The sequence below is a fragment of the Rhodococcus sp. D-6 genome (genome assembly GCF_040256695.1).
Lineage (GTDB): Bacteria > Actinomycetota > Actinomycetes > Mycobacteriales > Mycobacteriaceae > Rhodococcus > Rhodococcus pyridinivorans.
In genome coordinates this window covers 50,232-62,210 of the sequence record NZ_CP132970.1, presented here as the reverse complement: position 1 = coordinate 62,210, position 11,979 = coordinate 50,232, and the positions used below count along the sequence as shown (strand labels likewise).

At 66.7% G+C, this 11,979-nt stretch carries 11 protein-coding genes and 1 pseudogene; 4 read left to right on the top strand and 8 right to left on the bottom strand.

What is annotated here, in order from left to right:
- Positions 1-58: 58 nt before the first annotated feature.
- Together RBB84_RS00330 and RBB84_RS00325 are read right to left on the bottom strand one after the other, a co-directional pair.
- A complete protein-coding gene (locus RBB84_RS00330) occupies positions 59-1,423 on the bottom strand; it encodes an MFS transporter (RefSeq protein WP_064257562.1) in 1,365 nt (454 codons plus the stop codon).
- A 140-nt stretch (positions 1,424-1,563) separates the two neighbouring features.
- On the bottom strand, positions 1,564-2,463 hold the full coding sequence (locus RBB84_RS00325; RefSeq protein ID WP_064257555.1) for a LysR family transcriptional regulator: 900 nt from the start codon (positions 2,461-2,463) through the stop codon (positions 1,564-1,566).
- 132 nt (positions 2,464-2,595) lie between these two features.
- Between RBB84_RS00325 and RBB84_RS00320 the strand changes: the two genes are divergently transcribed.
- The gene (locus RBB84_RS00320; RefSeq protein WP_064257554.1) at positions 2,596-3,288 is read left to right on the top strand and encodes an SDR family NAD(P)-dependent oxidoreductase; all 693 of its coding nucleotides are present in this window, start codon (positions 2,596-2,598) and stop codon (positions 3,286-3,288) included.
- A 207-nt stretch (positions 3,289-3,495) separates the two neighbouring features.
- On the opposite strand, the gene RBB84_RS00315 is transcribed toward RBB84_RS00320, so the two are convergent.
- Positions 3,496-4,292, bottom strand: a protein-coding gene (locus RBB84_RS00315) for an IS5 family transposase (RefSeq protein WP_350247622.1) whose coding sequence is annotated in 2 segments (ribosomal slippage) — positions 3,496-3,962 and positions 3,962-4,292 — 798 coding nt in all. Because the reading frame shifts where the segments join, the coding sequence is not laid out codon by codon here.
- Positions 4,293-4,366: 74 nt separating this feature from the next.
- On the opposite strand from RBB84_RS00315, the gene RBB84_RS00310 reads away from it, so the two are divergent.
- Complete coding sequence (locus RBB84_RS00310; RefSeq protein ID WP_006551644.1) at positions 4,367-4,879, top strand: hypothetical protein; 513 nt, start codon at positions 4,367-4,369, stop codon at positions 4,877-4,879.
- Here the strand turns inward: RBB84_RS00310 and RBB84_RS00305 are convergent.
- Positions 4,862-6,661 carry an acyl-CoA dehydrogenase gene (locus RBB84_RS00305; protein ID WP_019289914.1) on the bottom strand — a complete coding sequence of 600 codons (1,800 nt, stop codon included), beginning with the start codon at positions 6,659-6,661 and terminating at the stop codon, positions 4,862-4,864. The two genes, RBB84_RS00310 and RBB84_RS00305, sit on opposite strands and share 18 nt — an antisense overlap.
- Positions 6,662-6,766: 105 nt before the next feature.
- Here RBB84_RS00305 and RBB84_RS00300 point away from each other — a divergent pair, with 105 nt between their 5' ends.
- Complete coding sequence (locus RBB84_RS00300; RefSeq protein WP_024103099.1) at positions 6,767-7,447, top strand: TetR/AcrR family transcriptional regulator; 681 nt, start codon at positions 6,767-6,769, stop codon at positions 7,445-7,447.
- 70 nt (positions 7,448-7,517) lie between these two features.
- Here the strand turns inward: RBB84_RS00300 and RBB84_RS00295 are convergent, their stop codons facing one another.
- From RBB84_RS00295 to bla, 4 genes and pseudogenes are all read right to left on the bottom strand, one after another.
- Positions 7,518-7,883: an FKBP-type peptidyl-prolyl cis-trans isomerase gene (locus tag RBB84_RS00295; protein ID WP_039958015.1), complete on the bottom strand. Its 366-nt coding sequence runs from the start codon at positions 7,881-7,883 to the stop codon at positions 7,518-7,520.
- A 6-nt stretch (positions 7,884-7,889) separates the two neighbouring features.
- A pseudogene (locus RBB84_RS00290) lies at positions 7,890-8,240 on the bottom strand (FKBP-type peptidyl-prolyl cis-trans isomerase); the annotation flags it as partial.
- A gap of 50 nt (positions 8,241-8,290) precedes the next feature.
- Entirely contained in the window at positions 8,291-9,589 is a 1,299-nt protein-coding gene (locus tag RBB84_RS00285; protein WP_006551650.1) for a citrate synthase, read from the bottom strand.
- 271 nt (positions 9,590-9,860) lie between these two features.
- Positions 9,861-10,838: a class A beta-lactamase gene (bla, locus tag RBB84_RS00280; RefSeq protein ID WP_231911976.1), complete on the bottom strand. Its 978-nt coding sequence runs from the start codon at positions 10,836-10,838 to the stop codon at positions 9,861-9,863.
- Positions 10,839-11,004: 166 nt separating this feature from the next.
- On the opposite strand from bla, the gene RBB84_RS00275 reads away from it, so the two are divergent.
- Entirely contained in the window at positions 11,005-11,880 is an 876-nt protein-coding gene (locus RBB84_RS00275) for a LysR family transcriptional regulator (protein WP_064255906.1), read from the top strand.
- Positions 11,881-11,979 lie beyond the last annotated feature (99 nt).

Here is an 11,979-nt window from a genome sequence, read left to right as displayed (position 1 = left end):
CTCCTACGTGAAAGAGATGCCTCGGTGCTCAGATCGAGCACCGAGGCGGGTCGATCGGTCAGGCGTCGGCGCGCACGAGGCCGTCCGTCGCCACCGTCCGTACCGGACGCTTCGGTTCTCCGAGTTCTTCGGTCGGCGTCCGGTACGTCTCAGGGCCGGTCAGCGCAGCGGCCGCGGCAAGCACCGCGAAGCCCATGCACATCGTCGCGACCGGAACCCAGTTCGCCGTGTCGCCCGCGGAGAGCATCTGGGCGACGGCGGGGGTGAACCCGGCGACGAGCAGACCGAGCATCAGGCTCACCGCCATGCCCGTGTAGCGGACCTTGGCCGGGAACTGCTCGGGGAAGTAGGCAGGGTAGATGCCGTTGGGCATCGAGTAGAAGAAGCCGATGAGGATGATTCCGCTGGCGAACACCATGGGTGCGCTACCGGTTCCGATGGCGGCGAAGAACGCGAAGACCATGGCACCGGAACCGAGTGCTCCGAACACGAAGACCGGTTTGCGGCCGATGCGGTCGGCGAGGATGCCGAAGAGGGGCTGAGTGAGCACGGCGACGAAGTTGGCCGCGGCGATCGCCCATAGAATCGTCGAGCGCTCCATCCCTTGGACGTCGACCGCATATGCAAGCGCGAAGACGTTGACGATGGTGTTGATCATCGCGAATGTGGCGCTGAGGGCAATGCGGATGACTGCGCGCCAGTGGGAGCGGAACATCTCTACGACCGGTAGTGCCGCTGTGTCCCCACTCTCCTGGATCTCCTCGAACACCTCGGGCTCGTCGAGCTTGCGGCGCAACCAGATCGCGATGACGGTGACACCGATGCTGAGCCAGAACGGCACCCGCCAGCCCCACGAGTAGAGCGCGTCGTCGGGCAGCGAGGCCACCGGGATGAACACCAGACTCGAAATGACGATGCCGAACATGATGCCGCTCATCGTGAAGGAGGTGAAGAATGCGCGACGCCCGGCCGGGGCGTGTTCCAGGGTGAGCGACGAGGAGCCCGGGGATTCACCGCCGGCGGACAGCCCCTGCAGTAAGCGGAGCAGCACCAGGATGACGGGCGCGGCCATACCGATCTGGTCGTAGGTGGGCAGACAGCCGATGACGAAGGTCGAGATGCCCATCATGAGCAGGCAGGCCAGCAGTGCATTGCGTCGGCCGAACTTGTCGCCCCAGTGCCCCCACAGCACCGCGCCGAGAGGACGGGCGACGTAGGCGACGCCGAGGGTGCTGATGGACAGCAGAGTCGCGGTGGCGCCGCCTCCGGGGAAGAAGATGTGCCCGAAGACCAGCGCCGCGGCCGATCCGTAGATGAAGAAGTCGTAGTACTCGAGCGTGCTACCCAGAAATCCTGAGATGGCGGCCCTGCGGGCATTGGCGGTCCGGTGCCCGTCGCGATCCGACGTGTGACTGTTCGTCATGGTTTTCCTTTCGTCCCGGAATCCGACGAACACTGAGGCGATCGTTGTTGTAACGACCCTCACACTCGTCGGGACGAACAGAGACTGTCACGCGCCACTATGTCGAGTCCAACACTGAAAAAGTCTTGTAAAAAGACCTTTTACGTCTCAATCGGGGTCGGCAGGATCTCCTCAGCGAGCCGAAGAGCGACGTCCAGCGCCGGAGAGACCCGTTTGGGCGACCAGCCCAGACCGTGCAGCATGTAGACCGGTTCGCCGGCGAGGGGCACGAACACCGTGCCCGGCGGGGCGATCGGCGCCATCCCCGAGGTCATGAGCGCCACGCCCACTCCCGTCGAAACGAGCAGCAGGATCATGTAGGGGTCGGTGATCTCTTGCACCACACGCGGACGGAAACCGGCGTCGAGACAAGCCCGCATCGTCACCTCCTGCAGCGACGATCCCGCCGAGATCGGAGTGGTGATGAAACCGTCGTCGGCGAGCTGCCGCAGGTCGATGGCGGTCTCACCGGCCAGTGGGTGATCCACCGGGAGAACCGCGCCGAACGGTTCGCGACGGATCAGTCGAGTGCTCACCCCCGCCGATTGCACCGGCAGGCCGACGAACGCGAGATCCAGCGCACCGCTTTCCAACTGTGCAACTGCATCGCGAGTCATGATGCGGCCGACCAGCGTGAGTTCGATATCGGGATATCGCTGCCGCAGCGCCCGGGTGAGCGGCGGGAGCGACAGGTGGTTGAGCACGCCCGTGAAACCGATCTTGATGCGCCCATATACACCTCCCGCCGACGCGCGGGTGGCCTGGCGGGCAGTCTCCACGCTCTCCAGAATGTGGTAGGCGTGCGGCAGAAAAGCATGACCACCCGCCGTGAGCGCCACACTGCGGGTGTTGCGCTCGAACAGGGGTACGCCGATGTCCTTCTCGAGTTTGCGTACAGTCTGACTCAAAGGGGACTGCGCCATCTGCAGACGCTGGGCCGCACGCCCGAAATGTAACTCCTCTGCGACCGCCACGAAAGCCTGCAACCAGCGGATTTCCACGACTCGTCTCCTTCCGCGGGTTGACGTGCACACCGCAGCCGTATATCAATTTCAAACACAGTATGAGCATAATTAAGCTCAATTTTTACATGATGCGTGCTCGATTCTCACACAATCCACCAGGAGAAACCGATGATCACCTACCCCGAGGGCGCACGAGCACTCGTAACCGGCGGTGCCAGTGGCATCGGCGCCGCGTGCGCGACACTCCTGTCCGACAGAGGCATTCACGTCATCACCGCCGACCTGACTCCAGACGCAGATGAGCACGTCGACGTCGGCGATCCCGAATCTGTCGCGCAACTTCGAACCAGAATCGGTCCCGTCGACATTCTCGTCAACAGCGCAGGAATCATCGGCCCGTCGACACCGGTCACCCGCACGGAGCTTGCAGACTGGCACCGCACCTTCCGCGTCAACGTGGACGGCACCTTTCTCACATGCCGCGCCTTCCTCCCCGACATGGTCGACACCGGATGGGGACGCATCGTGAACCTTGCCAGTATCGCGGCCAAGGACGGCAACCCCAATCAGAGCGCGTATTCCGCATCGAAAGCTGCCGTAGTCGCGCTGACGAAATCGCTCGGCAAAGAACTCGCCACCACGGGCGTCCTCGTCAACGTCGTAGCACCCGCCGCCGTCGAAAGTCCGATGAATACCGGCACCGACCCGGAAATCCTCGCGCGCTCCCAGAGCTTGACCCCGATGGGACGTATGGGCCGACCCGAGGAAATCGCCGAACTCGTCGCCTGGTTGTCGTCGAACGCTCTGAGTTTCTCCACCGGTGCCGTGTATGACGCAAGCGGTGGGCGTGCATCGTACTGACAAGCCGCAAACGACACTGCTCATCCAGCCTGGTCATTGCCTGCTGTCGCTCCCGGCGATCTCCGAAGGCACTGCCCCGACCTGTTCGCGTGCGTGACCAACCTGAGTCCATCACGAGCATGCGCAGTTGCCGGTCGAAGTCGACAATCGATTGCGCATGTAGCCAAGGCTTCGTGTACTCCACCATGAGGTTCCTAAGACCATGTCTCATTTGGCCAGTTTCTTGAAGCAGGTCAACGCGGCCGCGAGTTGGAGAAAGGCAGCGATGTACTCACCGCGGCGTTCGTAGCGCATCGTCAGCCGGCGATAGCCACTCAGCCATGCCAAAGTGCGTTCGATCTTCCACCGGTAACGGCCGAGACGCTCGCTGCTGTCGACGCCGCGACGGGCGATGCGCGGGACGATGCCCCGTGCCCGCAGCCACCGGCGGTGGACGGGAGAGTCGTAACCCTTGTCCGCCCGCAACCGTCCGGGCCGGCAGCGGCACGAACCGCGACGCGAGCGCACCGCCGGAATCGCAGTGACCATCGGCTGCAGCATGACACTGTCGTGTGTGTTCGCCGAGGTCACCGCCGTCACGAGGGGAATGCCGTCGGCGTCGGAGAGGATGTGGATCTTCGAGCCGTTCTTACCTCGATCGACCGGGCTGGGACCGGTCAGAGAGCCACCCTTTTCGCCCGGACGTGCGCTGCGTCCAGGATCGCGGCGGACCAGTCCAAGTCACCACCGGCGCCGAGCCGATCGAGGACCCGGCGGTGCAGCTCGTCGAACACCCCAGCCCGAACCCAGGTCGTGAAGCGGCGATGCGCGGTCGGAACGCCGACCCCGAACGACGGCGGCAGGTGCCGCCAGGCACAGCCGCTGGTGAGCACGTAGACGATAGCGGTGAACACCGCCCGATCATCGATCGCCGCCCGGCCGCCGCCTTGGGGCCGCGCCCGGAACCCGGGCAACAGCGGTTCGACGATCTCCCACAACGCATCCGGTACCAGCCGGGAAGACAACGCATCGACCACGACAGTGCATTATGCCGCGGAGACGATCCCACCCATAAGAGACATGTTCTAACGTGACGAACATGCGCGTCGTCTTCACGAAGGGTCCCGGGATCGGGTACGAGATCGCGGTGCACCGCGACACCGGTCCGGAGCTCGCTCCGCGCAACGGCCCGGGCGGTCACCCCTATCTCCCCCACGACCTCGTGCACCTGCTGGTCGAGAACGAGGCGGGTATCGAACTCGGTGTCTTCGGGCAGCTGGCCGCGGGCGACAACGGCATGTTCTGGCCCGTCGACAATGCGGAGCGGACCAGAGCGGGTCGGCGTCGGCGCTCGAAGAAGCATGCGATGCCGCCGCGCGCGGAGGCCGACATGATCAGGTCGGAGACACTGGCGCGCATCGCCGTTCCCGTCTGGGAGGCGCGACGCGGCCTGGCGTCGGGCCTTCCGGCATATGTGTCCGCGCACGATGTCACCCCGGTGGTCGACCGGATCGTCGACACCTTCGACGACTACGCCGACCGGTGGCATGCGTTACCGGTCGGCGGGTCGGTGACGGTCACCTGGAAGGTGTCGTTACAGAACCGACGGTGACACGTCGAGGGTCGTGCGGTCGAGGCTTGCGAGCAGATCGAACTGCGGACCGGTCCTGGGCAGTTCGAAACGGAAGAAATACCGTGCGGCGGCGCGCTTCCCGTCGAAGAAGTCGCCCTCGCGGTCGCCCACCGCGAGAAGCTGCTCGAGCCACATCCACGCCACCACCACGTGCCCGACGGCTTCGAGGTAGACCGACGAGTTGGCCAGGGCCACAGCGGGATCGCCGGTGGACCACAGCGTCGCGGTCGTCTCCGCGACGCGCGCCACGGCCGCGCCCAACTGCTGGGCGTAGGCGGCGGCGTCGCCCCCGGCCTGCGTCGCCCGCGCGATCGTCTCGCCCACCGCTTCGCCGAGCAGCGCGAGAGCGGCACCGCCCTGCATGATCACCTTGCGGCCGAGTAGGTCGAGGCCCTGGATGCCGTGCGTGCCTTCGTGAATGGGGTTGAGTCGGTTGTCGCGGTAGAACTGCTCGACGTCGAACTCGCGGGTGTAGCCGTAGCCGCCGAGCACCTGGATCGCGAGGCTGTTGGCTTCGAGGCACCACTGCGACGGCCAGGACTTCGCGATGGGCGTGAGCAGGTCCAGCAGCAGACCGGCGCGGGTGCGCTCGTCGTCGCTCTCGGCGGTGCGCTGCACGTCGACGAGCTTCGAGCAGTACAACCCCAGCGCGAGAGCGCCTTCGACATAGGACTTCTGCGCCAACAACATTCGTCGCACATCGGCGTGTTCGACGAGCGGCACCTGCGGCGAGGCCGGATCCTTGGCGCCGAGCGGCCGGCCCTGCGTGCGGGTACGGGCGTAGTCGAGCGACTGCAGGTACCCGGCGTAGCCGAGGGAGGTGGCGAGGAAGCCGACGCCGATCCGGGCCTCGTTCATCATGTGGAACATGTACGACAGGCCCTCGTGCGGCTCACCGAGCAGGTAGCCGACCGCACCGGCCTCGCCGCCGGGGGTGTGGACGCCCTCGCCGAAGTTGAGCAGGGTGTTGGTGGTGCCGCGGTTGCCCATCTTGTGGTTGAGGCCGACGAGCGCGACGTCGTTGCGTTCGCCGAGCGTGCCGTCGGCCTCGACGAGGAATTTCGGGACGATGAACAGCGAGATGCCCTTCACCCCGTCCGGCCCGCCGGGGATCTTGGCGAGGACGAGGTGGACGATGTTCTCGGTGAGTTCGTGGTCGCCGCCGGAGATCCACATCTTGGTGCCGGTCAGCCGGTAGGTGCCGTCGGCGGCGGGCACGGCCCTGGTGGTGATGTCGGCGAGCGACGAACCGGCCTGCGGTTCGGACAGGCACATGGTGCCGAAGAAGCGGCCCTCGAGCATCGGCGGCACGAACGTCTCGATCTGCTCGTCGCTGCCGTGGGTGACCAGCAGGTTCGCGTTGGCTGCGGTGAGGAAGGGATACGCCGAGGTGCCGGCGTTCGCGGCCTGGAACCACGCCATCGAGGCACGTTGCACGGCGACCGGCAGTTGCATGCCGCCGTGCTCCTCGTCGAACCCGCCGGCGAGTAGTCCCGCCTTGCAGAACAGGTCGAGCGCGTCCTTGACCTCGGGGATGATCTCGACGCGACCGTCCTCGCCGATGCGAGGCTCCTGAGCGTCGCCCTTCTTGTTGTGGGTAGCGAAGTGCTTGGTGGCGATGTCGGCGCTCAGGTCGAGTACGGCGTCGAAGGTCTCCCGTGAATGCTCGGCGAAGCGGTCGCGAGCGGTGAGGGACTCGATGTCGAGCCAGTCGTACAGGAGGAAGTCCAGGTCGCGGCGGGACAGGACTGGAGAAGGCATCGAGGATCCTTTCGGGCGACTCGGATATCGGCCGTAGCAGGAGCGAACTCAGCAGGAACGAACTCAGCAGAACGAACTAAGCGCTCACTCAGTAGACCAACGACGGTGCATGATGTCAACGACGCCTTCTCCGCGACCCGCAGGACGGACCCCGTGACCGACACACCCGAGCAGACCCCCGACGCCTCTCTTGTCGCAGCGCTCCCGAGCGGTGGATCCGAGGTCGCGCGCCGGCTGGTCGCCTCCGCGGTGGAGTCCTTCGCACGCCGCGGCTACCACGCGACCACCACCCGAGACATCTCCGTCGGCGCAGGATTGAGCCCCGCAGCGCTCTATGTGCACTTCCCGTCCAAGGAGGCCGTGCTCTTCGAGGCAGGCCGCAACGGGCACCTCCACGTCCTCGAGGAGGTCGAGAGCGCCGCCACGAGTTCCACCGACCCGATCGAGCGGATCCGCGCCATCGTCGACCGTTTCGTGCGGATCCACGCCGTGCACCACACCACCTGCCGGGTCGCGCAGTACGAACTGCATGCGCTGTCGGAGGAGCACTACCGCGAGATCGCGGAGATCCGCAGGCGCACCGACGCGGTGGTCCGTGAGGTCATCTCCTCGGGGGTCGACATCGGCGCGTTCCGGGTCGGCGACGTGCCCACCGCAGCACTGGCGATCCTGTCGCTGGGGATCGACGTCGCCCGCTGGTACCGGCCCGGCCGCGTGGACGTCGACGATCTGGCCCGCAACTACGTCGGCCTCGCATTGTCGATGCTCGGGGCGCCCCGTAGCTGAACGAAGACGAGGCCCGCAACCCCGGTGGTCTCACCGGTGTTGCGGGCCTCGGATGTCGTTGCGGGTCCGGCTATCCGACGCCGAGCAGATCGATTACGAAGACCAGCGTCTTGCCTCCGAGCGGATGCCCGGAACCGGCCGGTCCGTACGCGAGCTGCGGGGGCACCGTGAGCTTGCGGCGTCCACCGACGCGCATGCCCGGAATGCCTTCCTGCCAGCCCGGGATCAGTCGTCCGAGCGGGAAGCGGACGGAGTCGCCGCGAGCGAACGACGAGTCGAACACATCGTTGGTGTCGTACTCCACGCCGTGGTAGTGCACGTCGACCACGCCGCCGGGCTGCGCTTCGTCGCCGTCACCGATGGTGATGTCCTCGATGACGAGATCGGCGGGCGCCGGGCCGGTCGCCGGCTCGACCGTCGGAACCTCCGGCGGCACCTGCACGGCGAGCAGGTCGATGATGAACACGAGCGTCTTGCCCGACAGGCGGTGGCCCGACCCGGCGGGACCGTAGGCGAGCTCCGGCGGGATGGTCAGCTGGCGACGGCCGCCGACCTTCATACCCGGGATGCCCTCCTGCCAGCCGGCGATCAGACCGGACAGCGGGAAGGTGATGGACTCACCACGGCTCCACGACGAGTCGAACTCTTCACCGGTATCGAACTCGACCCCGACGTAGTGGACTTCGACCTTCGATCCGGGCTCCGCTTCGGCACCTTCGCCGACCACCAGGTCCTTGATGACCAACTGGGTGGGGGCGGGACCCTCCTGGAACTCGATTTCAGGCTTTGTCATGCGTGTCTCCTCGTCGGGATTCGGTCGATCTTTCCGGTCGCTCCGAGGGTTCAGCGCTCCTCGAGGGACGTGTACGGGCGCTCGGTGTAACCGGTGTAGATCTGACGCGGACGGCCGATCTTCAGGGTCGGGTCCGAGTGCATCTCACGCCAGTGCGCGATCCAGCCGGGCAGGCGACCCAGGGCGAACAGCACGGTGAACATGCGGTCCGGGAAGCCCATCGCACGGTAGATCAGGCCCGTGTAGAAGTCGACGTTCGGGTACAGCTTGCGCTCGATGAAGTAGTCGTCCGTGAGGGCGGCCTCTTCGAGCTTCATGGCGATCTCGAGCAGTTCGTCGCCCGCACCGAGCTTCTTGAGGATGCGGTCGGCGGTCTTCTTGACGATCGCGGCCCGCGGGTCGTAGTTGCGGTAGACGCGGTGCCCGAAGCCCATGAGCTTCACGCCGTCTTCCTTGTTCTTGACCTTGCGGACGAAGTCCTTGACGTCGCCGTCGGACTTGTGGATGCCGTCGAGCATCTCGAGCACGGCCTGGTTGGCGCCGCCGTGCAGCGGGCCCCACAGTGCGTTGATGCCGCCCGAGATGGACGTGAAGAGATTCGCGTCCGAGGAACCGACGAGGCGCACCGTCGACGTCGAGCAGTTCTGCTCGTGATCGGCGTGCAGGATGAGCAGCATGTCGAGCGCCTGAGCGATCTCGGGATCGATCTCGTAGGGCTCGGCCGGGAAGCCGAAGGTCATGCGCAGGAAGTTCTCGACCAGCGACAGCGAGTTGTCGGGGTAGAGGAAGGGCTGACCGACCGACTTCTTGTAGGCGTAGGCCGCGATGGTCGGCAGCTTGGCGAGCAGACGGATCGTCGACAGCTCGACCTGCTCGGAGTCGTCCGGATCGAGGGAGTCGGGGTAGTACGCCGACAGGGCGTTGACCGCGCTCGACACGACGGGCATCGGGTGCGCGTTGCGCGGGAAGCCGTCGAAGAACCGCTTGAGATCCTCGTGCAGGAGGGTGTGGCGGCGGATCTTGTCGGTGAAGACCTCGAGCTGCTCCGCAGTCGGCAGCTCACCGTAGATCAGCAGGTAGCTGACCTCGATGAACGTCGACTTCTCGGCGAGCTGCTCGATCGGGTATCCGCGGTACCGCAGAATGCCCTTCTCGCCGTCGATGTACGTGATCGCCGACTTCGTGGAGGCGGTGTTGACGAAACCCGGGTCGAGGGTGGTGTACCCGGTCGCCGCGAGGAGCTTGCCCAGCTCGATACCGTCATTGCCTTCCGTCGCCTTGGCGATCGACATCGTGTGTTCGCCACCGGGGTAGCTGAGGGTGGGGTTGGTGTCATTCTCAGCGGGCACGAAGGATCCCTCTCAAGCTCAGACCTACGAGAAACTTCCGGACATTCACGTAGAACCTAGCCGTAGCGCGGGGTATGCGCTGCGGCAGGGTCCGCCGAAAGTCCCCGATCGGTATGTCGTCCATGTGGGTTCCGAACGCTCGCCCGCACCCTCCGCGACTGCGCCGCAAGGCCGGCACACGCCGATAACCTGCGGCAATACTACCCGGGTCTCACCAAGGTCGTTACGCGGGGATCTGCGCGTATCCGGCGCCCCACGCCGGCCACTGTACTCACGGCACGGCGAAGAGTGCGTCGACCAGCACGGCGGTGGTCTCCGCGACGGGCGCGCCCTCGAGGGGTGCGTCGGGGTCGCCGGTGGTCGAGTCCGACAGGATCGCCAGCAGCAGCGGTTGCCCGTCCGGCGACCACACCACCCCGGCGTCGTTCACCGTCCCGTGATTGCCCCCGTCCGTCTTGTCCGCCGATGTCCATCCCGGCGGCAATCCCCCGCGGATCCGGGTGTCCGAGGTGGTGGTGGCGCGCATCCAGCCGAGCAGTGTCCGCTGTTGCGGCGCGGGCAACCCCGCGCCGAGGAGCACCTCCCGGAAGCCGCGAGCGAGTCCGGCAGCGGTGGTGGTGTCGCGCTCGTCGCCCCGTGCCGCCTCGTTGAGTTCGGGTTCCCAGCGGTCGAGCCGGGTGGTCTCGTCCCCGACGGAACGGGCGAAGGCGGTGACGGCCCCGGGTCCGCCGATCCGTTGGAGCATCAGGTTTCCGGCAGTGTTGTCGCTGCGGGTGAGCGCGGCCTCGCACAGCCGGTCGATCGGCAGTACGCGCCCTTGATGTTCCGAGGTCACCGGCGAATTGACGACGATGTCCTCAGGGTCGATCGGGAGGGTCTCGTCGAGACGGAGGGATCCTTCCGCCTCGAGTCGCAGGATCGCGGCGGCGGCGTAAACCTTGAACGGAGAACAGATCGCGAACCGTTCGTCGGCCCGATAGGTGTGGACGCGCCCGGTCACCGGCGACTGCGCGACCACACCGAGCCGCACGGCGTAGCGGTCCTCGATCTCCCGGAGACGCTCGTCGACACCGGCGGCGAGCAGATGTGTGCCGGGTACCGAATCGGCCGTCGTCGACGACCCCCTGGCGACCGGACCGTCCGGCGACCCGCAGGCCGCCGCGGCGACGACGGAGGACAGGGCGAGGGCGGAGTGGAGAAAACCCCTGCGCGACAATCTTTTCCGGAGAAGTGAATCGGTGGAAGTCATGCCGACAGGACACCACCGACGGGAGTCGCCCCGCCAATACCCACCCGCCGTCCGCACGAGTCGGAAGAACTATCGCCGCCGTTGGAGGCGGGGACGACGGACGGGATCCGGCCGCGCGACACGCCGGGTCGGTGAATCGTCCGCCCGTGCTGATCGAATCCCTGCCATGGACCTGATCCGCCACCTCCGGTTCTTCGTCACCGTCGCGGAGGAAGGACACTTCGGCCGGGCCGCGGCGGTGCTCGACATGACGCAACCTCCTCTGTCACAAGGACTTCGGAAACTCGAGCAGCATCTCGGTTCCGAACTCGTGCATCGCACCAGGCAGGGAGCGGTCCTCACGCCCGCCGGAGCGGAGCTGCTCCCCCGCGCTCGTCTCCTCGTCGACGACGCCGATCGTTTCCTCGCCGAGGCCGGGCGCGTCGCCCGCGCCCGGGGTCTTCTGCACTGGGGTGCCACCCGCGTACTACCCGATCGCCTGGTCACCCTGTGCGTCACCGTTCTGAGCAGACGCGGTGAGGCGACGGTGGCGACGCGTTCCGCGAGCACGGTCGAACTCGTCGACGCCGTCCGCTCGGGCATGTGCGATCTCGCCGTCGTCGAGCATCCGGCTCTGACCGAAGGACTCGAGGCCGGCCCGGTGCTCAAACTCCGGCGATGGTTGGTCGTGCCGGCCGACCACCGCAGCGCCCGCTCCGACCGGCCCCGTCTGCCGATGCTCTCCGACCTGACGTTCGCCGCGCCGCCGCGGACGGGGAACCCGGCGGCCTTCGACGCGGCGCAGGATCTGCTGCGCGAACGCGGACTCGATGTCGAGACCACCCCGGCGGCGGACGACCGCGCGGTGCTCGCCGCCGTGGCCGCCGGTACCCACTTCGGGATGTCGACCTCACCGCCCGGCTCGGTGCCCGGCGTGGCCTGGCTGGACTGGGCTCCGTCCGCGCTGGCCCTGCGGGTGCGCATCGTGCGACGTGCCGACGCCGACGTCGGTGCGCACGTCGACGCCCTCGACCGCGTGCTGTTCAAGGAACGCGTCCGGTGAAAGGCGGGGAACGGCGAGACACGGCGGTCGACCGGATCCGCGCGGTGTTCGCGGATGCCGGGTGCACGGGATGGCTGCACGCCCGCCGGTGTTCGGATC

What these genes read in the sequence shown, in the direction of transcription:
- RBB84_RS00330 (WP_064257562.1), bottom strand. Translation starts at nt 1,423, where the DNA reads ATGACGAACAGTCACACGTCGGATCGCGACGGGCACCGGACCGCCAAT.
- bla (WP_231911976.1), bottom strand. Translation starts at nt 10,838, where the DNA reads ATGACTTCCACCGATTCACTTCTCCGGAAAAGATTGTCGCGCAGGGGT.
- RBB84_RS00305 (WP_019289914.1), bottom strand. Translation starts at nt 6,661, where the DNA reads ATGCCTTCTCCAGTCCTGTCCCGCCGCGACCTGGACTTCCTCCTGTAC.
- RBB84_RS00310 (WP_006551644.1), top strand. Translation starts at nt 4,367, where the DNA reads ATGCGCGTCGTCTTCACGAAGGGTCCCGGGATCGGGTACGAGATCGCG.
- RBB84_RS00320 (WP_064257554.1), top strand. Translation starts at nt 2,596, where the DNA reads ATGATCACCTACCCCGAGGGCGCACGAGCACTCGTAACCGGCGGTGCC.
- RBB84_RS00275 (WP_064255906.1), top strand. Translation starts at nt 11,005, where the DNA reads ATGGACCTGATCCGCCACCTCCGGTTCTTCGTCACCGTCGCGGAGGAA.